General features: G+C 66.5%; 23 protein-coding genes. 8 read left to right on the top strand and 15 right to left on the bottom strand.

Features of this window, described 5'->3' with window-relative positions:
- The first annotated feature begins 69 nt into the window (after window positions 1–69).
- Genes cysD through C8J44_RS02235 form a run of 3 tightly spaced genes read left to right on the top strand, consistent with a single transcriptional unit; the run spans window position 70 to window position 3,640 of the window.
- A complete protein-coding gene (cysD, locus tag C8J44_RS02245) occupies window positions 70–996 on the top strand; it encodes a sulfate adenylyltransferase subunit CysD (protein WP_121903788.1) in 927 nt (308 codons plus the stop codon).
- Window positions 996–2,909: a sulfate adenylyltransferase subunit CysN gene (gene cysN / locus C8J44_RS02240; RefSeq protein ID WP_121903196.1), complete on the top strand. Its 1,914-nt coding sequence runs from the start codon at window positions 996–998 to the stop codon at window positions 2,907–2,909. Before cysD ends, cysN begins: the two co-directional genes overlap by 1 nt.
- A 5-nt stretch (window positions 2,910–2,914) precedes the next feature.
- Window positions 2,915–3,640: a 3'(2'),5'-bisphosphate nucleotidase CysQ gene (locus C8J44_RS02235; protein WP_404969185.1), complete on the top strand. Its 726-nt coding sequence runs from the start codon at window positions 2,915–2,917 to the stop codon at window positions 3,638–3,640.
- A gap of 76 nt (window positions 3,641–3,716) precedes the next feature.
- On the opposite strand, the gene C8J44_RS02230 is transcribed toward C8J44_RS02235, so the two are convergent.
- From C8J44_RS02230 to C8J44_RS02190, 9 genes are all read right to left on the bottom strand, one after another.
- The gene (locus tag C8J44_RS02230; RefSeq protein WP_121903194.1) at window positions 3,717–4,049 is read right to left on the bottom strand and encodes a hypothetical protein; all 333 of its coding nucleotides are present in this window, start codon (window positions 4,047–4,049) and stop codon (window positions 3,717–3,719) included.
- Window positions 4,050–4,059: 10 nt separating this feature from the next.
- Complete coding sequence (locus C8J44_RS02225) at window positions 4,060–5,505, bottom strand: L,D-transpeptidase family protein (RefSeq protein ID WP_121903193.1); 1,446 nt, start codon at window positions 5,503–5,505, stop codon at window positions 4,060–4,062.
- A 144-nt stretch (window positions 5,506–5,649) separates the two neighbouring features.
- Complete coding sequence (locus C8J44_RS02220) at window positions 5,650–6,465, bottom strand: RNA methyltransferase (RefSeq protein ID WP_121903192.1); 816 nt, start codon at window positions 6,463–6,465, stop codon at window positions 5,650–5,652.
- 106 nt (window positions 6,466–6,571) lie between these two features.
- The gene (locus C8J44_RS02215; RefSeq protein ID WP_121903191.1) at window positions 6,572–6,847 is read right to left on the bottom strand and encodes an HPr family phosphocarrier protein; all 276 of its coding nucleotides are present in this window, start codon (window positions 6,845–6,847) and stop codon (window positions 6,572–6,574) included.
- Window positions 6,844–7,251 (bottom strand): PTS sugar transporter subunit IIA, encoded by a 408-nt coding sequence (locus C8J44_RS02210; protein WP_056048813.1) that lies wholly within the window; start codon window positions 7,249–7,251, stop codon window positions 6,844–6,846. Before C8J44_RS02210 ends, C8J44_RS02215 begins: the two co-directional genes overlap by 4 nt.
- Before the next feature lie 16 nt (window positions 7,252–7,267).
- Window positions 7,268–8,185: an RNase adapter RapZ gene (rapZ, locus tag C8J44_RS02205; RefSeq protein ID WP_121903190.1), complete on the bottom strand. Its 918-nt coding sequence runs from the start codon at window positions 8,183–8,185 to the stop codon at window positions 7,268–7,270.
- A gap of 10 nt (window positions 8,186–8,195) precedes the next feature.
- Window positions 8,196–8,627, bottom strand: coding sequence for an HPr kinase/phosphorylase (locus tag C8J44_RS02200; RefSeq protein WP_121903189.1), 432 nt, complete (start codon window positions 8,625–8,627; stop codon window positions 8,196–8,198).
- A gap of 9 nt (window positions 8,628–8,636) precedes the next feature.
- Window positions 8,637–10,220 carry a stimulus-sensing domain-containing protein gene (locus tag C8J44_RS02195; protein WP_121903188.1) on the bottom strand — a complete coding sequence of 528 codons (1,584 nt, stop codon included), beginning with the start codon at window positions 10,218–10,220 and terminating at the stop codon, window positions 8,637–8,639.
- Window positions 10,189–10,896: a response regulator transcription factor gene (locus C8J44_RS02190; protein ID WP_121903787.1), complete on the bottom strand. Its 708-nt coding sequence runs from the start codon at window positions 10,894–10,896 to the stop codon at window positions 10,189–10,191. Before C8J44_RS02190 ends, C8J44_RS02195 begins: the two co-directional genes overlap by 32 nt.
- Before the next feature lie 189 nt (window positions 10,897–11,085).
- Between C8J44_RS02190 and C8J44_RS02185 the strand changes: the two genes are divergently transcribed.
- A complete protein-coding gene (locus tag C8J44_RS02185) occupies window positions 11,086–12,690 on the top strand; it encodes a phosphoenolpyruvate carboxykinase (RefSeq protein ID WP_121903187.1) in 1,605 nt (534 codons plus the stop codon).
- 168 nt (window positions 12,691–12,858) lie between these two features.
- Here the strand turns inward: C8J44_RS02185 and C8J44_RS02180 are convergent, their stop codons facing one another.
- A complete protein-coding gene (locus C8J44_RS02180) occupies window positions 12,859–13,308 on the bottom strand; it encodes an NfeD family protein (RefSeq protein WP_121903186.1) in 450 nt (149 codons plus the stop codon).
- Window positions 13,308–14,294: an SPFH domain-containing protein gene (locus tag C8J44_RS02175; RefSeq protein WP_107955605.1), complete on the bottom strand. Its 987-nt coding sequence runs from the start codon at window positions 14,292–14,294 to the stop codon at window positions 13,308–13,310. Before C8J44_RS02175 ends, C8J44_RS02180 begins: the two co-directional genes overlap by 1 nt.
- Before the next feature lie 120 nt (window positions 14,295–14,414).
- Here C8J44_RS02175 and guaB point away from each other — a divergent pair, with 120 nt between their 5' ends.
- The 3 genes from guaB (at window position 14,415) to C8J44_RS02160 (ending at window position 18,115) form a co-directional block, all read left to right on the top strand.
- Window positions 14,415–15,872 carry an IMP dehydrogenase gene (guaB, locus tag C8J44_RS02170; RefSeq protein ID WP_121903185.1) on the top strand — a complete coding sequence of 486 codons (1,458 nt, stop codon included), beginning with the start codon at window positions 14,415–14,417 and terminating at the stop codon, window positions 15,870–15,872.
- 498 nt (window positions 15,873–16,370) lie between these two features.
- Complete coding sequence (locus C8J44_RS02165; RefSeq protein WP_121903184.1) at window positions 16,371–17,558, top strand: RsmB/NOP family class I SAM-dependent RNA methyltransferase; 1,188 nt, start codon at window positions 16,371–16,373, stop codon at window positions 17,556–17,558.
- Window positions 17,559–17,614: 56 nt separating this feature from the next.
- Window positions 17,615–18,115 carry a M48 family metallopeptidase gene (locus C8J44_RS02160; RefSeq protein ID WP_183128677.1) on the top strand — a complete coding sequence of 167 codons (501 nt, stop codon included), beginning with the start codon at window positions 17,615–17,617 and terminating at the stop codon, window positions 18,113–18,115.
- A 118-nt stretch (window positions 18,116–18,233) separates the two neighbouring features.
- On the opposite strand, the gene rsmA is transcribed toward C8J44_RS02160, so the two are convergent.
- The 4 genes from rsmA to C8J44_RS02140 all read right to left on the bottom strand — a co-directional run bounded on the left by rsmA (window position 18,234) and on the right by C8J44_RS02140 (window position 23,930).
- Complete coding sequence (rsmA, locus tag C8J44_RS02155; RefSeq protein WP_107962431.1) at window positions 18,234–19,049, bottom strand: 16S rRNA (adenine(1518)-N(6)/adenine(1519)-N(6))-dimethyltransferase RsmA; 816 nt, start codon at window positions 19,047–19,049, stop codon at window positions 18,234–18,236.
- A gap of 11 nt (window positions 19,050–19,060) precedes the next feature.
- Window positions 19,061–20,098, bottom strand: a complete 1,038-nt coding sequence (gene pdxA, locus C8J44_RS02150; RefSeq protein WP_121903182.1) for a 4-hydroxythreonine-4-phosphate dehydrogenase PdxA — start codon at window positions 20,096–20,098, stop codon at window positions 19,061–19,063.
- Window positions 20,076–21,569, bottom strand: coding sequence for a peptidylprolyl isomerase (locus C8J44_RS02145; RefSeq protein ID WP_259466667.1), 1,494 nt, complete (start codon window positions 21,567–21,569; stop codon window positions 20,076–20,078). The genes pdxA and C8J44_RS02145 overlap by 23 nt, the downstream gene beginning before the upstream one ends.
- A 93-nt stretch (window positions 21,570–21,662) precedes the next feature.
- Entirely contained in the window at window positions 21,663–23,930 is a 2,268-nt protein-coding gene (locus C8J44_RS02140; protein ID WP_183128676.1) for an LPS-assembly protein LptD, read from the bottom strand.
- A 182-nt stretch (window positions 23,931–24,112) separates the two neighbouring features.
- Between C8J44_RS02140 and C8J44_RS02135 the strand changes: the two genes are divergently transcribed.
- Window positions 24,113–25,588 (top strand): leucyl aminopeptidase, encoded by a 1,476-nt coding sequence (locus C8J44_RS02135; RefSeq protein ID WP_121903180.1) that lies wholly within the window; start codon window positions 24,113–24,115, stop codon window positions 25,586–25,588.
- Window positions 25,589–25,722 lie beyond the last annotated feature (134 nt).

Genomic DNA, 25,722 nt, shown 5'->3' with positions numbered 1-25,722 from the left:
GCTCGATCTTGGGGGCGGGCGAGAAATACGATGCTGTACGCGCCGCCCCGACGCCCTACGTCTGAGGAGATGACGAAAACTTCAGATACCGGCCCCGTGTCGCTCACGCATCTCCAGCGGCTCGAGGCGGAGAGCATCCATATCCTGCGCGAGGTGGTCGCCGAGTGCGAGCGCTCGGTGATGCTCTACAGCGTGGGCAAGGATTCCGCGGTGATGCTGCATCTCGCGCGCAAAGCCTTTTATCCGTCGCCGCCTCCATTCCCGCTGCTGCATGTCGATACGACGTGGAAGTTCAAGGCGATGTACGATCTGCGCGACCGGATGGCGGCAGAGAGCGGCATGGAACTGCTCGTCTACAAGAACCCCGAGGCCGAGGCGCGCGGGATCAATCCTTTCGATCACGGCGCGCTCCACACCGATATGTGGAAGACCGAGGGGCTCAAGCAGGCGCTCGACCTGCACGGATTCGATGCGGCGTTCGGCGGCGCGCGGCGCGACGAGGAGAAGAGCCGCGCGAAGGAACGCGTCTTCTCGTTCCGCGCCGCACATCACCGCTGGGATCCCAAGCAGCAGCGCCCCGAGCTCTGGAACCTCTACAATGCGCGGAAAGCGAAGGGCGAGAGCATCCGCGTCTTCCCGATCTCGAACTGGACCGAGCTCGACGTCTGGCAATATATCCAGCTCGAGGATATCCCGATCGTCCCGCTCTATTTCGCCGCGTCGCGCCCGACCGTCGAGCGCGACGGGATGTTGCTGATGGTCGACGACGATCGCTTTCGGCTTGAGCCTGGCGAGGTGCCGGTCGAGCGCTCGATTCGTTTCCGCACGCTGGGTTGCTACCCGCTGACCGGCGCGGTCGAGAGCAAGGCCGACACTCTGTCAGCAGTGATCCAGGAGATGCTGCTGACCACCACCAGCGAACGCCAGGGCCGCGCGATCGACCGCGATGCGGGCTCGGCCAGCATGGAGAAGAAGAAGCAGGAGGGCTATTTCTGATGGCTACGCGCACGCAGGAGTCCGCCTATCAGGTGCAGGATATTATCGCCGAGGACATCGACGCCTATCTCCTCCAGCACCAGCACAAGAGCCTGCTCCGGTTCATCACCTGCGGGTCGGTGGACGACGGAAAGTCGACGCTTATCGGGCGCTTGCTGTACGATTCTAAGATGATCTTTGAGGATCAGCTCGCGGCGTTGGAGAGCGACTCGAAGAAGGTTGGCACGCAAGGCCAAGAGATCGACTTCGCGTTGCTGGTCGACGGCCTCGCTGCCGAGCGCGAGCAGGGCATCACGATCGACGTCGCCTATCGCTATTTCTCGACAGAGAAGCGCAAGTTCATCGTCGCCGATACGCCGGGGCATGAACAATACACGCGCAACATGATCACCGGCGCGTCGACCGCCGATCTCGCGGTGATCCTGGTCGATGCGCGCAAGGGTATCCTCACGCAGACCAAGCGCCACAGCTATCTCGCGCATCTGATCGGCATCCGCCACCTCGTGCTCGCGGTCAACAAGATGGACCTCGTCGGCTACGACCAGGCGACCTACGATCGGATCGTTGCGGACTATGCGGCGTTTGCGGGCTCGATCGGGATCGCCGGCTTCACGCCGATGCCGATTTCGGGCTTCAAGGGCGACAACATCACGGCCCCGAGCGCGAACACGCCTTGGTATGACGGGCCGACGCTGATCGACCATCTCGACACGGTGACGCTCGACGTCAGCGAGGATCAGGCGGGCGCGTTCCGGATGCCGGTGCAGTGGGTCAATCGGCCCAACCTCGATTTCCGCGGGTTCTCGGGGCTGGTCGTCAGCGGATCGATCGCGCCGGGTGATGCCGTACGCGTGCTGCCGAGCGGGCGGACCTCGACGATCGCTCGCGTAGTCGCGTTCGGCGGGGACTTGCCGCGTGCGGTCGCCGGGCAGTCGGTGACGCTGACCTTGGCAGACGAGATCGATTGTTCACGCGGCGACGTGATCGTTGCGGCGGACTCGCCGCCCGAGGCATCCGATCAGTTCGAGGCGACGGTCGTGTGGATGGCGGACGAGGCGATGCTGCCGGGCCGCTCCTATTGGCTAAAGCTCGCGACGCAGACTGTGACGGCGACCATCCAGCAGCCTAAATACGCGATCAACGTCAATACGATGGAACGGCTTGCTGCCAAGACGCTGGAGCTGAACGCGATTGGTGTCGCGAACCTGTCGACCGACCGGCCGCTGGTGTTCGAACCCTATGCGGACAATCGCCAGCTCGGCGGATTCATCCTGGTCGACAAGATCACCAACGCAACGGTCGCGGCGGGCATGCTGCACTTCTCGCTGCGGCGCGCGCAGAACGTGCACTGGCAGGCGACCGACATCGGCCGCGAGGCGCACGCTAGCCTGAAGAACCAGAAGGCCGCGGTGTTGTGGTTCACCGGGCTGTCGGGCGCGGGCAAGTCCACGATCGCCAATCTGGTCGAGATGAAGCTCGCGAGGATGAACCGCCACACCTTCCTGTTGGACGGCGACAATGTCCGCCACGGGCTGAACCGCGATCTCGGCTTTACCGATGCGGACCGCGTGGAGAATATCCGGCGCGTCGGCGAGGTCGCCAAGCTGATGACCGATGCCGGGCTGATCGTGATCACCGCGTTCATCTCGCCGTTCCGCGCCGAGCGCGAGATGGTGCGGCAGATGATCGCGCCGGGCGAGTTCATCGAGGTGCATATCGACACGCCGCTTGCGGACGCCGAGCGCCGCGACGTGAAGGGGCTGTATGCGAAGGCGCGCGCGGGCAAGCTCGCCAACTTCACCGGAATCGACTCGCCCTATGAAGCGCCGGCCAACCCGGAGATCCGGATCGATACGACGGAGATGACCCCCGACGAGGCGGCCGACGCGATCGTCGCGATGCTGATCCCATGAGCGCGATGACCGACGGCGAACTCGCCGCACATCTGGCGGAGACGGCAGGGCGCTTGCTGCTTGAAGTGCGGCGGTCGGGCGTGTTTTCGCCGGGTGCGCTCGGCAAGGCCGGGGACGAGACGGCCAACGCCTTCCTTGTCCATGCGCTGCAGGACGCGCGGCCTGACGACGGCCTTTTGTCGGAGGAACGTCGCTGCGACGGCACGCGGACCGCGATGTCGCGCGTGTGGATCGTCGATCCGGTCGACGGCACGCGCGAATATGGTGAGGCGCGCGACGACTGGGCGGTGCATGTCGCACTCGCGATCAACGGGGTCGCGACCGTTGGTGCTGTCGCATTGCCGGGACTAGGCGTGGTGCTGCGCTCCGACCAGCCTGCGCCGGTGCCGTCACCGGGCGATCCGCTGCGGATGGTCGTTAGTCGGACACGGCCCGCGCCCGAGGCGGTGAAGGTCGCCGAGGTGCTAGGTGCGACGTTGATCCCGATGGGCTCGGCAGGCGCAAAAGCGATGGCGGTAGTCCGCGGCGAGGCGGACATCTACCTCCATTCGGGCGGCCAGTATGAGTGGGATTCCGCCGCGCCGGTCGCGGTGGCGGCGGCGTTCGGCCTGCATTGCAGCCGGATCGACGGTTCGCCACTCGTGTATAATTGTCGGGATGTCTACATGCCCGACCTGCTGATCTGCCCCGTCGCGCTGCGCGACCGGGTGATGGCGGCGATGGCAGCCTGACCTTGCTTACGCAGGAGCCAGGATCACAGGCGTCAACGCCCGTTATCCTGGGCTCCTGCGTCCGCAGGAGAACGAACTACTGCTGCGGTTCGGCTTCGTTCGCCGCGGGTGCATCGTCGCGGTTGACGCGGGCGGTCATCCCGGTGGCATCGGCGTCGTCCTGCATCTGCTCATCGGGCGTGATCGGCTTCTCGCGTGGCGGCTCGACCATGGCCGGGGCAGGCGGTGGAGTCTCGACCGGTGCCGCCTCGACCGGGGCGGGGGCCGCCTCGGTCTCGCTCACGCCGGTATCCTCGACCATGTTGGTATCCGTCGGCGGCTGCTCTGGCTCGGAGCGCGAGCAGCTGGCCAGCGCCATCGCGGCGAGGAGGCCACCGGCGATGGCGGTACGGGTGCGGGATATCGTCATGGCGTGTCTCTCAGCGAGCGGCGATCGTCTGGCGTGCGGTGCGCGCCTCGATCTTGGAAGCGAGGATGCCGTCCCAGTCATAGGGATCGGCGCGGAAGTTCATTTGGCCGTTGCCGCTGGCGAACGCGGTCCAGTAGAGCAAATAGACCGAGACCGGCTTGATCAGCGGCGCGCGGACCGTATCGCCCTTCGCGACCGTGGCGTCGACCATCTCGGGCGTCCAGGTCGGGTCGCCTTTCAGCAACAGGTCGGCAAGTTCGGCAGGCTTTTCAAGGCGTACGCAGCCATGGCTCGAAAGCCGACTGAAGCTCGCGAACTTGGCGCGGCTCGGCGTATCATGGAGATAGACCGAATAGTCGTTGGGGAAGTCGAACTTGAAGCGGCCAAGCGCGCTCTGGTCGCCGGCCTGCTGCTGCAACCGCGTCCCGCCGATCACCTTGAAGCCGTTGCGTTTGAAGTATCCGGGGTTGGCGCGTTCCTTAGGCCACAATTCCTTGGTCGCGATCGAGGTCGGCACGTTCCAGGGCGGATTGATGACGATGCTGTGGATCGTCGACGACAGCATCGGCGTCTCGTCGCCCGGCCGACCGGTCACCGCGCGCATCGACTGCACAGGGACGTCGCCGTCGAACACGGTCAGTACGGCAGCGGCGATGTTCACCTGGATCCGATCGCGCGGCAGGTTCTGCGGCAGCCAGCGCCAGCGCTCCATGTTCGCCATGATCTGATGGACGCGATCGCCCGCCGACACGTTCAGCGCGGCGAGCGTCTGGGTCGAGACGATCCCGCTCGGGTTCAGGCCGTAGCGACGCTGCGCGCGACGAACCGCTTCGAGCAGGGGCGCGTCGAACTTGTCGCCGTTGGCATCGACGTCCTTGTCCTCAACCGCCAGGCGCTTGCGCAGCGCGAGCACGCGCGGACCGGTCGCGCCAATCGTGAAGTCGGGACCCGACGCCAGCGTCTGCCAGCCCCCCGCCGAGGCGATCGACCGATAATTCTGAAGTCCCTTTCGCAGGCCGTCATAGCCAGCATAGGGCGGCGGCAGCGAGGCGAACCACGCCGCGATCCGGTCCTGCCGCACCGCGTCGGCGAACGCCGGCGTCGGATCATAGGCAGGCGGACGCAAGCCCCAATCCTTCTGGAAATCGGCCTCGCTGAGGCGACCGGCATGAACCGCGCGCGCATGATCGAGCGCGGCGCGCACCAGCTCGTCCTTGCTCGGCGCGATCGTCGTCGCGGTAGCGGCGGACTTCAGTCCCTGCGCGACGATATCGCCGTTTAGCAGCTTGTCGAGTTGCGTCGCCTGCTTGTCGCTCAGCGTCGGCACGGTGATCACCGGCGGCGCGAGCGTCGGGACGACCGCCGGCACCGAGGGGACGATCGGCGGCGGCGTCACCTGCGCGAACACGGGCGTCGCCAGCAGCAGCGGTGCCGCCGTCAGCGCCAGCCGGACCATGCCGCTCTTCACTCGTCCATCATCCAAACCGCGCGCCATACTCATCCTGTCTACCCGTATCTCGTCGATGCTTTCGCACGACGCACCCCACCCATAGCTGAACCGGACTCGCTAAGCATTGCCAATCGGGCCTATTTCGTCGGTTCAGGCGGAAGCGGCGGATTTTTCCTGCCGGGCGAGCACTTCATACGCCATCACCGCGGTCGCGACCGCCGCGTTGAGGCTGTCCGCCTTGCCGAGCATCGGGATCTTCACGAGTACGTCGCAGGCCTCGGCCATCTCGGGCGGCATGCCCTGCGCTTCGTTACCGGTAAGCAGGAAGGTCGGACCGGTATATTTCGCGGACCGATAATCCGTGTCGGTATCGAGGCTGAGGCCGACAAGTTGACCCGGACCGGTGCGCAGCCAGGTGTGGAACGGTTCCCATTCGGTCTTGACCACGGGGATCGTGAACAGCGCGCCCATGCTCGCGCGGACCGCCTCGACCGAGAAGGGGTCGACCGACTCGCCGATCAGGATCAGCCCGCCCGCGCCGACCGCATCGCCGGTGCGCAGGATCGTCCCGAGATTGCCCGGATCTCGCAGCCGCTCGGCGACCAGCCAGATGCCGGACGTGGTGCGGTCGAGGTCGTCGAGCGTCGCGTCGAACTCGTCGAACACGCCGACGACCGCCTGCGGGTTGTCCTTGCCGGACAGCTTTGAGAGAATGTCGGGCGTGGTCTGAACCGAGTCGCCGCCGGCATCCTCGACGTCCATCGACAATGCGTGAACCAGCGGGTGGTTGGCGCTGGCCGCGGCGTAGAACAATGTGCGGGGCAGGCGGCCGGTCTCACGCGCCTCGGTCAGAATGCGTAGGCCCTCGGCAAGGAATTGCCTGGCAGCGCGCCGATGCCGTTTGTCGCGCAGGTCGCGGACATACTTGATCAGCGGGTTCGAAAAGGCGGTTATCTCGCGGGGCATCTAGCTCCCCTTCCGCTTGCGGGAGGGGTTGGGGGAGGGGTTTGTAAACACGCCGTCGCTCATGCCCTCCCCCGACCCCTCCCGCAAGCGGGAGGGGAGAAAGACGTCAATCCTCGCCGAACTTCGCCTCGACCAGTTCGGCGAGTGCGGCGACCGTATGCTCCGCGCCATCGCCGGTCGCGCTGATCGTGATAGCGTCGCCCATCGCCGCGCCGAGCATCATAAGCCCCATGATCGAGGTGCCGGTGACATGGTCCGAGCCGTCCTTGGTCACGCGCACCTCGACGGCATGCGACGAGGCAAGCGTGACGAACTTGGCGCTGGCCCGTGCGTGGAGCCCGCGCCGGTTGGTGATCTGGACGGTGCGCGACACCTCGCTCACGCAGCGGCCTCGCCGAGAACCTCGGATGCCACCGAGATGTACTTGCGTCCTGCCTCGCGCGCCGCGGCAACCGCCGCGACGACGGTCATCGATTTGCGCGCCGAACCGAGCCGGATCAGCATCGGCAGGTTCATTCCGGCGATCACTTCGATCCGGCCGCGCTCCATCAGCGAGATAGCGAGATTGGACGGGGTGCCGCCGAACAGGTCGGTCAGCACGATCACGCCGCGCCCGGTATCGACCTCATGGATCGCCGCAGCGATGTCGGCGCGGCGGCTTTCCATGTCGTCGTCGGGGCCGATCGCGATCGTCGCGACGCGCTCCTGCGGACCGACGACATGGATCATCGCGCGAACGAATTCTTCGGCCAGACGACCGTGCGTAACGAGAACAAGGCCGATCATAGCGGGCTATTCATACTCATGTGACGACCGACGATCCCTCAAGCGCATCCTGCGGTGCGGCCCCCAGGTCGCGGTGACGCACAGTGGGCGAAAAACCTTCCTCGCGCAACCGCCGCGCCACGCGTTCGGCGACATGGACGGAGCGGTGTCTCCCTCCGGTACACCCGATCGCGACCGTCACGTACGACTTCCCCTCCGCCCGGTAGCGGGGGAGCAGCAGGATCAGCAGGTCCTCGATCCGGCCGACCGCATCCTCATAGGCAGGGTCGGCAACGATATAGGCGGAGACGTCGGCGTCGAGCCCGGTGCCGGGCCGCAACATCGGGTCCCAGTGCGGATTGCGCAGGAACCGCATGTCGAACACGAGGTCGGCGTTGCTCGGCAGCCCGCGCGCGAACCCGAACGACTGGACCGCCAGCGTCGGTTCGCCGAGATGATCGCCCGCAAAGCTCGACCGGATCTGCTGCGCGAGCTCGTTCGCGGACATGTCCGTGGTGTCGATCAACCGGTTCGCCCAGTCGCGCAACGGCGCAAGCAGTTCACGCTCCTGGCCGATCCCCTCCCGCGCAAGACGGTCGAGTCCGAGCGGATGACGCCGCCGGGTCTCGGAATACCGCCGCTCGAGCTCGGATCCGGCGCAGTCGAGAAACAGCATCCCGACCTCCATCCCGTGACGCTCTCGAAGATCGCGGATTCGGCCGATAATCCGCTCGGGGTCGAAATCGCGCGTCCGCGCGCCGATCCCGATCGCCAGCGGCTGCGAATCGTCGGTCGACCCCTTGGGCAACGGCGCGTCGAGCAGCCTGTCGAGCAGCAGCAGCGGGAGATTGTCGACGACTTCCCAGCCGATGTCTTCCAGCGTCTTGAGGACGGTGGTCTTACCCGCGCCGGACATGCCGGTAACTAGCAGGATATCCTTGCTCGCGCGGCTCATAGCGAAACGGTCATGTCAGAGGCTCCGGGTTGCGTAGGGCGAGTTCGACCTTGATCGGGGCGGAGGCGTGGAACGGGTCGACCGCGAACTGGCGGACGTCGATCCCGGCGATCTTCCGGGCCCGGCGTTCGGGCATCCGCTCGACCGCGCCATCGACTCGGACGAGCAGGCCCACCGGAACGTCGTCGACATGCGGCAGGGCGACGATCCCGATGCCGCGGACTTCGATCCGACCGGCGATCGTCGCCGGCGCCCGTGCGAGCAACAGTTTGCCCGCGCGCACTACCAAGGTCTGGTCGTCGCTGACGAGCGTCGCGCCGCGGTCGATCAGGCGCAACGCGAGGTCGGACTTGCCCGATCCCGACGCGCCCTCGATCAGCACCGCCACGCCGTCGATCGCGACCGAGGTGGCGTGGAGCCGGTCGGAGGAGGGGATCGCCACGTGCGGTCCTTACAACGACGGATCGGCCAGCGGTAGCCGTACGACGAACCGCGCACCGCAAAGCCGGTCTTCGCGCGATTCGACGCTGATCGATCCCTGATGCGCGTCGACGATCGTCCGTGCGATCGCCAAGCCCAGCCCGGAATGCTGGCCGAACGTCTCGCTGTCGGGCCGGACCGAGTGGAAGCGCTTGAACACGGCGTCGCGCGCCTCCTCGGGAACGCCGGGGCCTTCGTCCTCGACGCGGATCACGAGGTCGTCGCGCTCGGGGATCGCCGAGATCGCGACCAGACCATCGTCGGGCGAGAACGAGAGCGCGTTGTCGATCAGGTTCTCGAACACGCGTTCGAGCCGTGCGCCTTCGCCCAGCACCGTGGTGGGGGCGTCGGGATTGCGGTCGAATACCAGGCGCATGCCGCGCTCGATGCCGCGCGCGTCGCGCTGCGCGACGAGCCCGTCGATCATCGCCGCGATATCGACCGGCTCGAACTTGGCGCGACTGAGCTGCGCATCGAGCCGCGACGCTTCGGATATGTCGGAGAGCAATCGGTCGAGTCGGTGGACGTCGTCGCGGACGATTTCGAGCAACTGTGCCTGGAGCGCGGGGTCCTTCACGCGCGACAATCCCTCGACCGCGGACCGCAGCGAGGCGAGCGGGTTCTTCATCTCGTGCGTGACGTCCGCAGCAAACGCTTCGGTCGCGTCGATCCGCGCCCTGAGCGCAAGACTCATGTCGGAGAGCGCGCGCGCGAGCATGCCGAGTTCGTCGCGGCGCGAGGGGAGGCGGGGGACCACCACTTCGCGCGCACGCCCGAGCCTGACGCGTACCGCCGCGCGCGCGAGGCGACGGAGCGGCCGGACGATCGTGCGCGCAAGGAACAGCGAGAGCAGGATCGAGACGATCGAGACCACCAGCAGCACCATGCTGAGCCGGAACCGCTCGATCCGCACCGTCTTCGTGATGTCGCGCGCATTGACCGTGGTCATCACCACCCCGCCCGTGCGAAGCGGCGCGGCCGCGGTGATGACCGGCGTGCGGTCGGGCGCGCGCCAGACGGTGGTCGCAACCTTGCGGCGTGCCTCGGCGGCGGCGACGTCGGGCCAGCGCTGTCCGTCGTTCCGCTCGCGGTAGAGCGGCGGTCGCGGTGCCATCACGACGACGTCGATCGCCGCGTCGAGGAACCGTGCGATGACCTGGTCGCGATCTTCCTTGTCGGGGTCCTGCAGCACGAAATTCCGCAGCCCCAGCACCCGGCTGTCGACGATCGTCGTGCCACCAGCGTCGAACAGGCGGATGCGCGATCCGGTGTCGGCGGCCAGTCTCAGCACGAGCGGATTGCGTTGTGTGGGATCGACCGACGAGATCGCCTCGCCGATCAGCCGCGCCTCACGCGCGGTCTGCGCGACGCGGCTGTCGACGATCCGGCTGCGGTAGGAATCGAGATAGAAGAACCCGCCCGCCAGCAGCAGCAGCGCGAAGATGTTGACCGCCAGGATTCGTCGCGTGAGCGATATCTGCCCCGACCAGCGCAGCGTGAGATCGCGCCCATCGACGCCGAGCTCATTCCTCAGAAAATCGATACCCGGCACCATATAATGTCTCGATCGCATCGAAGGCGGGATCGACCTGCCGGAATTTGCGGCGCAGTCGCTTGATGTGGCTGTCGATGGTGCGATCGTCGACATAGATGTCGTCCTGATACGCCGCGTCCATCAACTGGTTGCGCGTCTTGACGATGCCCGGACGCTGCGCAAGCGTTTCGAGGATCATGAACTCGGTGACCGTCAGCGTCACCGGTTCGCCGCCCCACAGCGTGCGATGCCGCGCCGGATCCATGCTCAGCCGACCGCGCGCAAGCGGTCCGGCGGCTTCCGCCTCGGTTTCGGTGCCCGGCGACCGGGTCAGCTCGGTCCGGCGCAGGATCGCGCGGATACGGGCGATCAACAGCCGCTGCGAGAACGGCTTGGCGATATAGTCGTCCGCGCCCATCGCGAGGCCAAGTGCTTCGTCGAGCTCGTCGTCCTTGCTGGTGAGGAAGATCACCGGGACCTGGCTCTTCTCGCGGAACCGGCGAAGCAGTTCGAGACCGTCCATCCGCGGCATCTTGATGTCGAATACCGCAAGATCGGGCGGGTTGTCGGTCAGCGCCTTCAGCGCCGTCTCGCCGTCCGAATAGACGCGCGTGACGAAGCCTTCGGTCTGCAGCGCGATCGACACGGAGGTCAGGATGTTGCGGTCGTCGTCGACCAGCGCGATCGTTGCCGTCATTTCTGGGCCGTCATCTCTGGCTTGCTCGCCTCGGTCATTGGCGGATCGGCGTAGGCCAATCCGCGGCGGCACTCAACTGGGGCCGTATCGGGACCGCGTCGAAGCGGCGCATTTGACCGGTCCGGGGCCGCCGCCTACATCCGCGATCAACGACATACATACGTATGCGAAACCATCTGGAGAGATGCCTTGTCCAACGAACGTATTCCGGCCGGCGGCCTAGCCGCGCAGGGGATAGACACCCGCGCCACCCTGCACTGGAACCTGGTCACCGCGCAGCTTGTCGAAGCCGCGCTCGAACGCCGCGAGGGGACGCTGTCCGCCGACGGTCCACTGGTCGTCGAGACCGCGCCGCATACCGGTCGCTCGGCGCAGGACAAGTTCATCGTTCGCGATGCCGAGACCGACACCACGGTCTGGTGGGGCAAGAGCAACAAGGCGATGGAGCCCGCACATTTCGCCGCGCTGAAGGAGGATTTCTTCGCTGCGCTCGCCGCCAAGGACGAGTTGTTCGTGCAGGACCTGTACGGCGGTTCGCAGGCCGATCACCGCGTCAACGTCCGCGTCGTCACCGAACTGGCGTGGCACAATCTGTTCATCCGGACGATGCTGGTGCGTCCCGAGCAGGCTGCGCTGAAGGACTTCGTCGCTGACTATACGATCGTCGACCTGCCGAGCTTCCGCGCCGATCCCGCGCGTCACGGCTGCCGCAGCGAAACCGTGATTGCGGTCAACTTCACCGACAAGCTGATCCTGATCGGCGGCACGAAATACGCTGGCGAGATGAAGAAGTCGGTGTTCGGCCTGCTCAACTACCTGCTGCCACCGACGGGCGTCATGCCGATGCATTGCTCGGCGAACATGGGCGCGAACGGCGACACCGCGGTGTTCTTCGGCCTGTCGGGGACCGGCAAGACCACCCTCTCGGCCGACGCCAGCCGGACGCTGATCGGTGACGACGAGCATGGCTGGTCCGACACAGCCGTCTTCAATTTCGAGGGCGGATGCTACGCCAAGATGATCCGCCTCTCCGCCGATGCCGAGCCCGAAATCTTCGCAACCACCAAGCGCTTTGGCACGGTGCTGGAGAACGTCGTGATGGACCCGGCGACGCGGCTGCTCGACCTCGACGACCACACGCTCGCCGAGAACAGCCGCGGCGCGTACCCGATCGACTTCATCCCGAATGCGTCGGCCGAGAACATGGGGCCGGTGCCGCGCAACATCGTGATGCTGACCGCGGACGCGTACGGCGTGCTGCCGCCGATCGCCAAGCTCACGCCCGACCAGGCGATGTACCACTTCCTCTCGGGCTACACCGCGCGCGTCGCCGGGACCGAGATCGGAGTGACCGAGCCCGACGCGACCTTCTCGACGTGCTTCGGCGCACCGTTCATGCCGCGACATCCGTCGGTCTACGGCAACCTGCTGAAGGAGCGGATCGCCAAGGGCGGCGTTGATTGCTGGCTGGTCAACACCGGCTGGACCGGCGGCAAATACGGCGTCGGCAACCGCATGCCGATCAAGGCGACTCGGGCGCTGCTGAACGCGGCGCTGGATGGGAGCCTGAACGATGCCGAGTTCCGCATGGACCCGAATTTTGGGTTCCAGGTGCCGGTGAGCGTACCGGGCGTCGACAGCGCGATCCTCGATCCGCGCACGACCTGGGCGGACAAGGACGCGTACGACGCCACGGCGGCCAAGCTCGTCGACCTGTTCGTCGAGAACTTCGCGCAGTTCGCCGAGCATGTCGACGAAGGTGTGAGGCAGGCGGCCCGAAGGTTCGAGAGGTAGCCTAAACCTCCTCTCCCTCCGGGGAGAGGAAGGGGCCCGCACGACGAAGTCGAGTGGGAAGGTGAGGGCACGTGATACGGCGTGCCCTGTCCCCACCCGTCATCCTGACGAAAGTCAGGACCCAGAGCACCAGGCGTCGCGTCTCATGGCTCTGGGTCCTGACTTTCGTCAGGATGACGAGTCGAGGGGCTCCACTACGATTTCGCCATCCACAACCGCAGTGATGCGAACGCGCATTCCAACCGCGGCATCCTCACCCCGAGCCGGCCAACTCCCGTCTCCCACCAACACCCGACCACGCCCCCCAACGATCGCAGTCTCCACCACCACAACCTCACCCACCAACCGAGCCGACCGATCGTTCAACATAGGATCCCCGCCCTCGACAGGGTAATCCCGGTACCAGCGCTTCCCGATCAGCACCGCAACCGCGCTCCAGACCGCAAAGGCAGCCAGTTGCGCCGCCACCGGCAAGTCCGGCAACACGTACACCGCGACCCCGGTCACTGCCGCAGCGATCGCGAGAAACACCAGGAACACGCCCGGCACCGCCAACTCGGCAATCCCCAGCACGAGCGCCGCGATCAACCAAGCGCCAGCCGCCCCGATCACGTCCATCAGTTCTTCGGAACCTCAGTCGACTTCGACAACTCGAACGGTCCCCGAGCGGCAGGCTTAGCCGGCGGCGACGCGGTCGCGTCACGCAGCGCATCCTTCGCCAGCTCGCCGATCCCCCCAAGCGTCCCCATCAACTGGGTAGCCTCGACCGGAAACAAGATCGTCTTCGCATTGGGCGAGGTCGCGAACTTGCCGATCGCCTCGACGTATTTCTGCGCGATGAAGTAGTTGATCGCCTGCGCGCCACCCTCCTCGATCGCCTGCGACACCGCACGCGTCGCCGAAGCCTCCGCAACCGCCGCCCGCTCACGCGCCTCGGCATCACGGAACGCCGACTCCTTGCGCCCCTCGGACTCGAGGATTCGCGCCTGCTTCTGCCCCTCGGCGCGCAGGATTTCCGAAGCCCGCGAACCCTCCGCATCCAGAATGTTAGCCCGCTTCTCGCGCTCCGCCTTCATCTGCCGCCCCATCGCGTTGACGATATCCGCCGGCGGGCGGATGTCCTTGATCTCGACGCGCGTGATCTTCACGCCCCACGGCGTTGTCGCATGATCCACCACGTTCAACAGCCGCGCATTGATCTCGTCGCGCTTCGACAGCGTCTCGTCGAGATCCATCGAGCCCATCACGGTCCGCAGGTTGGTCGTCGTGAGCTGCAACAGCGCCTGGTACAGGTCCGACACCTCGTACGCGGCCTTCGCCGAGTCGAGCACCTGGAAGAACACGACCCCGTCGGTCGAGATCATCGCATTGTCCTTGGTGATGATCTCCTGGCCGGGGATGTCGATCACCTGCTCCATCATGTTCACCTTCCGCCCGACGCGGTAAAAGAACGCGGGGTAGAAATTGAAGCCGGGCCGGGCGACCGTCGTGAAGCGGCCGAAATGCTCGATCGTGTATTGATAGCCCTGGTGGACGATCTTGATGCTGGTGAAGAGGTACAGCAGCACCAGCGCCAGCAGGAGCGCGGCAACGATCAGGCCCATCGAACAATCCCCCATCCGTGTATCGCACCGCTATAGCACGTGCGCGAAGGACAGGCCTAGCCGTACGCCGCGCGTTTGGTTACATGGCGCGCCACCTCACACCCAGGAACGGCAGCTCTCATGGATATCCGCCTCGGCCTCACTTTCGACGACGTCCTCCTGTATCCGGGGGAATCGGACGTGCTGCCAAGCCAGGCCGATACCCGGACTCAGCTGACGCGCGGCATCGCGCTCAACATCCCGATTCTGTCCTCGGCGATGGACACCGTCACCGAAGCCGACATGGCCATAGTCATGGCACAGCTCGGCGGGATGGGCGTGCTTCACCGTAACCTGACCGTCGAGCAGCAGGTCGCTGCCGTCCGTCAGGTCAAGCGCTTCGAGTCGGGCATGGTGGTCAATCCGATCACGATCAAGCCGACCGCGACGCTCGGCGAAGCGCAGGCACTCATGTCCGGCCACCGGATCAGCGGCATCCCGGTCGTGGAAGCGGACGGCAAGCTGGTCGGCATCCTTACCAACCGCGACGTGCGCTTCGCGGGCAACCCGCAACAGCCGGTCAGCGAGCTGATGACGCACGAGAACCTCGCCACCGTCTCGACCGAAGTCGGCAAGGAAGAGGCACGCCGCCTGCTCCACGCCCGCCGCATCGAGAAGCTGCTGGTCGTCGATGCGCAGTATCGTTGTGTCGGCCTGATCACCGTCAAGGACATCGAGAAGGCGGTGATGTTCCCCGATGCGACCAAGGACGAGGCGGGCCGTCTGCGCGTGGCCGCCGCGACGACGGTCGGCGACAAGGGCTTCGACCGGACCGAACAGCTGGTCGACGCCGGCTGCGACCTGATCGTGATCGACACCGCGCACGGCCATAACCGCGACGTTGGCCGCGCAGTCGAGCGGGTGAAGAAGCTGTCGAACTCGGTGCAGGTGGTAGCGGGCAACGTCGCGACTGGCGAAGCAACGCGGGCGCTGATCGGTGCAGGCGCGGACGGGATCAAGGTCGGCATCGGCCCGGGCTCGATCTGCACCACGCGGGTGGTGGCCGGTGTCGGTGTGCCGCAGCTCACCGCAGTGATGGATTGCGCGGAGGCGGGCCACAAGGCCGGCGTTCCGGTGATCGCCGATGGCGGCATCCGCACCTCGGGCGACATGGCCAAGGCGCTCGCGGCGGGCGCGTCGACCGTCATGATTGGCTCGCTGCTCGCAGGCACCGACGAGGCACCGGGCGAGACGTTCCTGTACCAGGGCCGTGCATACAAGTCGTACCGCGGCATGGGCTCGGTCGGCGCGATGGGCCGCGGCTCCGCGGATCGTTATTTCCAGGGCGATATCAAGGACCAGCTGAAGCTGGTTCCAGAAGGCATCGAGGGCCAGGTCGCGTACAAGGGGCCGGCTAGGGATGTCGTTCACCAGCTCGTCGGCGGTATCAAGGCGGCGATGGGCTATACCGGCTCCGCGACGATCCCGGATCTGCAAGCGCGGGCGGAGTTCGTGCAGATTACCGGCGCAGGCTTGATGGAGAGTCATGTCCACGACGTGACGATCACGCGGGAAGCGCCGAACTACCCCACGCGGTAAAGGCCGAAACTTCCCCCCTCCCTGAAAGGGAGGGGCCGGGGGTGTGTCGGTTGCCAATTACTTATTCGCAAGCGACTGAGAGGTGTCCCTACTCACCATCGTCATTCCCGCGAAGGCGGGAACCCATACTGGCTGGCCTCACGATGTGATCGCAAACCTTCGAGGATCTGGATCCCCGCCTGCGCGGGGATGACGATGGTGTGTAAGTCCAAAGCTAGAACGATGCGGCAATGGTCACACCCATCCGTCATCCCGGCGAACGCCGGGACCCATGGTTGCGGGCCGGGCGGTGGTTGCACGCTATCGCCGGGTCCACCGTGTCCATGGGTCCCGGCGTTCGCCGGGATGACGGAGGGAAGGATAGTGACCACCACGATCCCGACCCCAAGCCCCGAAATTATTCCCCTCCCGCCCGCGGGAGGGGCTAGGGGAGGGGATGATGACGAACACTCCGTACCAAGCCTCCCCCCGAACCCACGCGAAGTCGGGAGCCCAGAAGTGACTCCCCCAGCACGCACCCAGGCCGCGATCGAACTCCTCGACCAGATCATCGCCGCCGCCCGCGAGTCCGGCGCCGCCGCCGACACGCTGATCGCCCGCTATTTCGCCACCCGCCGCTACGCCGGCTCCAAGGACCGCCGCGCGGTCCGCGAACTCGTCTACGCCGCAATCCGCAAGGCCGGAGACCGTCCCGAGAACGGCCGCACCGCGATGCTGCTCGTCGCCGACGCCGATCCGGAAGTGGCTGCAACCTTCGACGGCTCCACCCACGCGCCCGCGCCGATCGCCAAGGACGAACCGCGCGCTCGCGCCGGTGTTGCGCCTCAGTGGCTAAGCAAGGCCCTCCGCGCATCCGGCCTAGACGGTGCCGCACTCACCGACCTAGCCGGCCGCGCCACGCTCGATCTGCGCGTCAATACGCTGATCGCCGACCGCGCGACCGTTCTGGCAGCACTCCCCGAAGCAGAAGCCACCCCGCATGCTCCCGATGGCATCCGCCTCCCCACCGGCACCAACGTCGAAGCGCTCCCGCTCTTCAACGAAGGCGCGCTCGAAGTGCAGGACGAAGGTAGCCAGCTCGTCGGCCTCGCGATGCAGGCAAAGCCCGGCGAACGCATCGTCGACCTTTGCGCCGGCGCCGGCGGCAAGACGCTCGCGCTCGCCGCGACGATGAAGAACGAAGGCGTGATCCTCGCGTGTGACACCGACCGCAACCGCCTCTCGCGCCTCGCCCCCCGCGCCACGCGCGCCGGCGCGACGATCGTCGAGAGCCGCCTGCTCAACCCGACGCGCGAGATCGAGGCGCTCAGCGAATGGGCCGGTCGCGCCGATGGCGTTCTGGTCGACGCCCCCTGCTCGGGCACCGGCACCTGGCGGCGCAACCCCGAGGCGCGCTGGCGGCTTACCCCCGACCGCGTCTCGCGGCTGCAATCGACGCAGCAGCAGGTGCTCTCCGTCGCCGCCACGCTGGTCAAGCCCGGCGGCGCGCTCGTCTACATCGTCTGCTCGCTGCTCGACGCCGAAGGAACGGACCAGGTCACCTGGTTCCTCAACGCGCACCCCGGCTGGACGACGGAAGCCCTGTCGCTCCCCGCCGGCGCGAAGCACGGCCACGGCGTCCGCCTGGAACCGGGCCGCGACGGCACCGACGGCTTTTTTGTCGCGCGCCTCCGGGCTGCGTGCTAGCCAGCCGACCTATGGCTCAACTCACGGCCAAACCTGTATCCCGCCTGGAGACGATGATGCGTTTTTCGTCCGTTGCCCTTGCCGCCGCGCTTACCGTCGTATGCGTGTCGACGTCGCTCAGCGGGCAGCGCCCCGACGCCCAGATCGACGCGCGTTCGATGCAGCTGCTGGCGCAGGGCCGTTCGCTGATGACGGCGGGCAACCTCGACGGCGCGACGGATGTGCTCGAGACGTCGGTCGCGGTCGATCCGCGAAACCGCGCCGCGTTCCTGCTGCTCGCGCGCGTCGCGGAAACGCGTGACCTGCCAGGCAAGGCGATCCGCCTGTACCGCGAGGCCTTGCTGCTGGAGCCGAACGACGTCGCGGCGCTCAAGGGGCAGGGCGAGGCACTGGTCGCGAAGGGCGCCGTGGTACGCGCGAAGGACAATCTCGTGAAGATCCGCACGCTCTGCAAGGGTGTCTGCCCCGAAGCGACGCAACTCGCGGCGGTGATCGCCAAGGGCCCACCGATCGCAACGGCTCAGGTCGAGAAGTCACCAGTAGCGGCCAAGGACTGATCATCCATTTTCTCGTCATCCTGGACTTGATCCAGGATCCAGAGCGACGATCGTCGTACTCAGTAACTCTGGATCCTGACTTTCGTCAGGATGACGAAATTGTCTTGGGGAGACGGGGTCAACCGACAGCTTTCGCCAACGCCGTGAAGTCGGCAACCGAAAGCGTCTCCGCTCGCCGCGTAGCCTCCACGCCGATCCGCTCCAGCGCATCGAGCGCGCCCGGCACGCCCTTCAGGCTCTGCCGCAGCATCTTGCGCCGCTGCCCGAACGCCGCGCCCGTCAGCCGCTCCAGCACCGCGAAGTTCACCCCCTCCGGCGCCTCCACCGGCACCAGATGCACCACCGCGGACATCACCTTCGGCGGCGGCGTGAACGCCGACCGGTGCACCGGCATCGCGATCCGCGCAGTCGAGCGCCACTGCGCCAGCACCGCGAGCCGCCCGTAATGGTCGTCGTTGGTCTTCGCGACGATCCGCTCGGCGACTTCCTTCTGGAACATCAGCGTGCACGACTGCCACCACGGCAACCACGATGTCGACAGCCACCCGACCAGCAACGCCGTGCCGATGTTGTACGGCAGGTTCGACACGATATGCGGCTTGCCCTCGAACAGCGCAGGCGCGTCGACCTCCATCGCGTCGCCCTCAATCACCCGGAGCCGCCCCGGATACGCCTCACCAAGCTCTGCCAGCGCAGGGATACACCGCCGATCGCGCTCGATCGCCGTCACCCGCGCACCCGCCGCAAGCAATGCGCGCGTCAGGCCACCAGGACCGGGGCCGACTTCGAGCACCTCGGCATCCTGAAGGTCGCCCGGCACCGCGGCGATCCGCTTGAGCAACTGCCCGTCGAACAGGAAATTCTGCCCAAGCGCCTTGCTCGCGTTCAGTCCATAGCGGGCTATCACCTCACGCAGCGGGGGAAGCTCCGTCAATGCAGCCTCGCTCACGACTGGGCAGCGGTCTGAGCGCGCCGGTCCGCCGCTTCACCCGCCATCGCGATCGCCGCGATCATTGCGCCCGGCTCGGCGATATTTTTGCCGGCAATTGCAAACGCCGTGCCGTGATCGGGCGAAGTCCGCACGATCGGCAGGCCCAGAGTCATGTTCACGCCCTCGTCGAAATGGATCGTCTTCAACGGCACCAGCGCCTGATCGTGATAACAGCACATGACCACATCGTACGTCGCCCGCGCCCGCGGATGGAACATCGTGTCCGCGGCGAACGGTCCGGTCGCATCGATGCCCTCCTCGCGCAGGATAGCGACCGCTGGCGCGATGATCTCGATCTCCTCGCGGCCAAGCGCGCCCTGTTCGCCGGCATGCGGATTGAGCCCCGCAAAGGCGAGACGCGGATTCGCGATCCCGAAATTCCTGAGCAGACCGCGGGCGGTCACGCGCGACTTCGCCACGATCAACTCGATCGACAGCGCCCCCGAGACAGCGTTAAGTGGGATATGCGTGGTGATCGGCACCACCTTGAGCGACGGCCCGGCCAGCATCATCACCGCATTATCGGCGGCGACACCGGAGCGCTCGGCGACGAACTCGGTCTGTCCCGGATGCGTGAAGCCGATCGCGTAGAGTTGCGCCTTCGACACCGGCCCCGTCACCAGCGCGCGCGCCGCGCCGTTCCGGACTAGTCCGACCGCCAGTTCCAGCGCATGCAACGCAGAGCGCGCACCATCCGCATCGGGCTGTCCCGGGACGATCGCGCCGCCATCGCCTACCGACAACACCGGCAGGGCGGAGGGAAATGCCGCGACCGCCTCGGCCAGATCGGCGACGCGTGCGATCGGCCCCGTCCAGACCCGCTCGATCGCGCGCGCATCGCCCACCGCGACGAACGGCGGCAGGTGATGCGTGACGCGCGCGTCCCACGCCTTGGCGATGATCTCCGGCCCGATCCCGGCAGGATCGCCCATCGAGATCGCGATTGGCGGCGTGGCGATCACGTCGCGCTCAACGATAGTCGACGATCGCATCGCGCCGCAGATCGCGCAGCTTCTGCTGCGCACGCAGGTTGACGCGCTGCTGTTCGAGCTGGCCCTGGATCTGCTCCGAATTCGGCACCGATCCACCGGCGGCTTCGTCCCGGCCGCACAATACCAGTGCACGCACACCCTGTTCGGCCGAACCGAACGGCGGCGTCGACTGGCCGACCTGGAGCTTCAGCATGATCTCTTGCAGCTGCGGCGGCAGGTCGCGGATCCGGACCGTGTCGTTGTCGACCACGTCGGCGCCGATCCCGGCCGCGACCTTCTCGACGGTGCCGCAACCACGCAGGTCCTGCGTCGCTTTGGCAAAGGCCTGCGCGCGCGTGCTCGCCTGCGCCTGCGTCGTGTTGGGCGGGAACCGCAACGTGAGCTGCTTCAGGCTGAGCTTGGCATCGCGCGGGTCGGCGGTCAGCACCTGGCGCTTGTCGGTCAGGTACAGGATCGAATAGCCGCCCGGCACCTCGATCGGTCCGGCGACCTGGCCGACCTGCATCGAGGTCGCGGCTTCGGACAGCGGTCCCGGCAGAGTCGCCGCACGGATCCAGCCGAGATCGCCGCCGACCGCACGCGTCGACGCTTCCGAGAACTGCCGCGCGAAATACTCGAACGGCTGCGCGCCCTTCTGGATCTCCTGGAGGATCTGCTTGGCGTTCGCATAGACCTGCTGGCTGTTCGCCGGCGTCGCCGCGAGATAGATTTCCTTCAGGTTGAACTCGTCGGTGCCCTTCGCGGCTTGGAGACGGTCGATGATCGACTTGACCTCCTCGTCGCCGACGTTGACGAACGGCTCGACGCGCTTGCGCAGATAGCGCTGCCAGGCGAGTTCGCCTTCGATCTGCCGCTTGAGCGATCGTTCGGACGACCCGGATTCGCGCAGATAGGCACGCATCGCCTCGGGCGTGCGGTTGAAGCGCTTCGATACGCCGGCGAAGCTCTGCGTCATCTCGGCAGGCGTGATGACGACGTCTGCGGTCTTGGCTTCCTGGATCTCGAGGGTCTCGTCGATCAGCTGGCGCAGCACCTGCAGCTTGAGCCGATCGCGATCCTCCGGCGACAACTTCGCCTCGTTCGCCATCGCCACCAGCGCGACCCGCTGGTCGACGTCGGTCCCGGTGATCACCGTGTCGTTGACGACCGCGGTCGGCTTGCGGACGTTGGGGTCGAGCTTGCCGAAGATCTGGAGGTTGGTCGGGATATCGAGGCCGGTATTGTCCGGCACGCTCTGATCCTGGACTGTCTGGCTCGAGTTGGCCTGATCCGCATTCGGCTGAGATGGAGCCTGCTGGGACGGAGCAGGCTGAGCAGCAGCAGCCTTCGATGGAGCAGCCCGTGACGCAGCCGGCTTGGGCGCCGCCCGGCGCGGCGCGGTCTGTGCGATCGTGCTCGCGGCGAGCGCCGCCAGGACGACGGTCCCGATCATACGGCCGCCACGCGCCGCCAGTCGAACATCATGCTTCAAGTGTCGATATCCCATCATCGGCCTAGCGGACCGCGTCGCCATGTCATGGCGGCGCATCCGTCAAGGCTTGCCTCATCGTAGCTGAATGCGGGCTTAGCGGCCGAGATTGGTGAAGGCCAGCGTCAACAGGTAGCTGTTGCCCTTCCGCGCGTCGCCCGTGTTGTTGTAGGTCCGCCGCCAGGTCGCGCCGAGGCGGAGGCAGTCGTCCTCGTACTGGAAGCCGACGCGGTGGCGGATCGGCGTGAAGCCGTCGCTGGCCGACAGCGGGTCCTCCGACTTGTTCGTAAGATCGACCACCGCCGACCCGAACGCCGACCAGAAGCGCGCGAACTGGACGCGGCCGGCCGCGCGGATTTCCTCGCGATCGCGCAGATCCTCGATCGAGGCGTCGATGTTGCGGTTCAGCTTCAGATAGCCGACCAGGACATAGGTCGCGCGCGACCCGATCGTCGCGTCGATCTCGTTGCGGCGGATAGCGAAACCATCCTTGTCGAGCCGATAACGATGGACGATCGACACGAAATCCCGGAACCGCAGTTCGGTACGACCGACGATGTCGGAGAAGCGATCGCTGAGCCCGGTGCCGTCGGGCAGGATCGTCGGGCGCGTGCTCAACCGATAGCTCTGGCCGACGTTTGTGGTGAAGCTGATCCCCGGCAGATCGAACGCCCATTCGCCGCCATAGGTCGCGCGCGACGAATCCTCGAACCGGTCATAGCCGGCGAACCGGTTGAGCGAGAACAGATTGGTGTCGTCGAGATCGACTGCGCGCGAATCCTCGTTCGGCAGCGTGATGTTCGCGAATTTCGGCGCCGCGACCAGCTGGATGCGTGGCGTGAAGCGCTGCGTACCGCCGAGGAACGTGCCGATGAACGGCCATTTCACATCGACCGCGACCGCGCCGATCGCGCGCTGGCTGAACCCTTCTAGGCCGCGATAGCTGAGGTTGGTCGTCGCCAGCGTATCGTTCGTATTATACAGGTCGCCGCGCGCGAACGCCGTGAACGTGACTTCCTGCCCCCAATTGGTCAGCCGGCGCAGGTCCCATTGGAGGCTGGCGAACGCACGCTGCGTGTCCTGCCCATCGGTGCGGGTCAGCGCGAGCGTGTTGAGCTGGAGCTGGAACTTACCGCCGATCAGGCCGTCGTCGAACCGCTTGCGGTAATCGATCTCGGGCAGCGCGATTGGTTGCTGGCCCTGGCTGTCCTTGACGCGCAGGGTCTGCGCATACCAGCCGCTGACCGCGAAATAGCTGGTGTCGTCGATCCGTTCGAGGCTGGCGGTAGTGCGCAGCCGGTCGTCGCGCGAGATATCGTACCGCCGCAGGAACGTGCGATCGGTGGTCAGGCGAAGCGATCCGCTCGCGGTCCAGTTCGGCGAGAGCTGATAGCGCGCCATGCCGTCGACATAGCCACGGAACGCCATCTCGGTATCGGTCGGGTTGGCGGTGTTGAGGTCGTCGCTGCGCCGGCTCTCGGTCGCATAGGCGCGGACGCTGAACGCCCCCTTGGTGCTGAGCGCGGAATAATCGACCTGCGCCATCGGCAGCACGCTGCTGTAGATGTGCGGCGTGACGATCAGCCCCTGGTTGGGCGCGAGCTTGAAATAATAGGGGACGCTGACTTCGAGACCGTTGACGCGGCTGTAGCCGCCGTTCGGCGAAAGCAGCCCGCTGTCGCTGTCCCCACCGACCGGGTTCGAGAATTTGGGCAGCGGCAGGCTCGGCAGACCGAACAGATGCAGGCGCGCGCCGGCGTAATAGATTCGCTTGCGCTCGGGGCGATAGGTGACGCGGACCGCGGTGATCTTCCACGTCGGTTCCTTCGGACAACCCGCCGAGGTGCCGACCGCGCACGGCGTATAGGCGGCGGTCTTGAGGTTGACCGTACCGTCGGAGTCGCGCGTGCCCTGTTTGGCCGCGAGCCGCCCGCCCTGTTCGAGCACGACGAGCATGTTGTCGACCACGCCGTCCTTGAGCGAATCGGTCAGGTTGATCTCGTCGCCATAGGCGATGTCGCCCTGGGGATTGGTGACCGCGATGTTGCCGGATGCGACGACCTTGCCGGTCTGGCGGTTCCACACGACCTTGTCGGCACGCAGGCGGTTGCCCTGGCGGAACATCCGGACCTCGCCGGTCGCGGTGACGATCTGCGTGTTGGTGTCGTATTCGAGGCCGTTGGCGCTGAACTGCACCTGGTCTTCGGCGGGAGTCGCGGCGGGCGCATTGGCGACCGGTGCGTCCTGCACGGGGGGCGGGACCGGACGGCTCTGGAAATCCTGGGCATGCACGGGCGAGCTCGCCAGTCCGCACGCCAAGGCGAGCGAAACGGCACAACCCGTCAAAAGGTCGATACGCAACACGATCCGAACCAACCCCTTTGGCACTCGGCAGCCGTTTGCCGCCCTATCGCCCGCCTATCGCACCACCGGCGCTTCGCTGCAATCGCCGTGAGATGACAGGCCGCCACCTTGCTTTGCCAAGCCCGCGGCATCAACTTAGGGCCAAGCCCATCCTACCGTTCAAAGCTTCCCGAGGTTTCTTCATGCAGATCGTCTTCGCCCCGACCGTTCCCGCCAACGCCCCGATCCTCGCCGTCCCCGTTGCAAAGGATGGCGTGGCCAAGATCAAGTGGAGCGCGATCGGCGGGGATGTCGAGGCAGTGGCGACCAGCGCAGCGGCTGCGGCACGCTTTGCAGGCGAGGCAGGCTCGGTGGTCGAGCTGTTCGTGCCGGTCGACGGCGCGGTTCGCCAGGTCCTGCTCGTCGGAGTTGGCGCCGGCGAGACTGCCGATTGGGAGAAGGCTGGCGGCGCGATCACCGCGCGCCTGCTGACTTCGGGCGCAACCTCGGTAGTCGCCGACCTCTCGGCCGGCGGCACACCGACCCCGGAGGCCGCCGCCCACTTCGCCGCTGCCGCCGCTCAGCGCGCATGGCGCTACGACACGTACCGCACCAAGCTGGCCGAGAAGTCGAAGCCGACGCTGACCGAGATCACCGTTGCCGGCGCGCCCGAGGGCACCGATGCAGCCTGGACCGACGCGGCTGCGGTCACCGAGGGGCTCGACCTGACGCGCTGGCTGGTCACGTCGCCACCGAACGTCGTCTATCCCGAGAGCTTCGTCGAGAAGGTGACGAAGGACATCGAAGGCCTCGGGCTCGAGATCACCGTGCTCGACGAAGCGCAGATGACCGAGCTCGGCATGGGCTCGCTGCTCGGCGTCAGCCAGGGCTCGCGCCGTGAAGCACGCATCCTCGCGCTCAAGTGGAACGGGGCAGGGGCTGACGCGCCCACGCTCGCGTTCGTCGGCAAGGGCGTGACGTTCGATTCGGGCGGCATCTCGATCAAGCCCGGCGCGGGCATGGAAGACATGAAGTGGGACATGGGCGGCGCAGGCGCGGTCGCCGGTGCGATGAAGGCGCTCGCCGGCCGCAAGGCCAAGGCGAACGTCGTCGGCGTGATGGGCCTGGTCGAGAACATGCCCGACGGCGCCGCGCTGCGTCCGAGCGACGTCATCACCTCGATGTCCGGCCAGACGATCGAAGTGCTCAACACCGACGCCGAGGGTCGCCTCGTGCTCTGCGATTGCGTGACCTGGGTACAGCAGGCGCACAAGCCGACCACGATCGTCGATCTCGCCACGCTCACGGGGGCGATGATCGTCGCGCTGGGTACCGAGAATGGCGGCATCTTCGCCAACGACGACGCGCTCGCGGATCAGCTCATCGCGGCGGGCAAGACCACCGGCGACACGCTGTGGCGCTTCCCGCTGTCGCCCGCCTACGACAAGCTGATCGACTCGCCGATCGCCGACATGAAGAACGTCGGCCCCCGCGGCGCCGGCTCGATCACCGCCGCCCAGTTCATCAAGCGCTTCGTCGACGAAGGCGTGAAGTGGGCGCATCTCGACATCGCCGGCATGGTCTGGTCCGACAAGCCCGGCACCAACCACGACAAGGGCGCGACGGGTTACGGCGTGCGCCTGCTCGACCAGTTCGTAGCGGACAACTTCGAGGGCTGAACGACGGGGAGGGGGAACGCCGCCCCCTCCCGTCATCCTCTTCTTCGTCATCCTGACGAAAGTCAGGACCCAGGATACCAAACGATGCGCTCCATGGCTCTGGATGCTGACTTCCGTCGGGATGACGGAGCGAT

Origin of the sequence: Sphingomonas sp. PP-CE-3A-406 (assembly GCF_003688625.1) — a bacterium.
GTDB lineage: Bacteria > Pseudomonadota > Alphaproteobacteria > Sphingomonadales > Sphingomonadaceae > Sphingomonas.
Note: the sequence above shows the minus strand (reverse complement) of the source record. Positions and strands in the feature narration are given on the sequence as shown.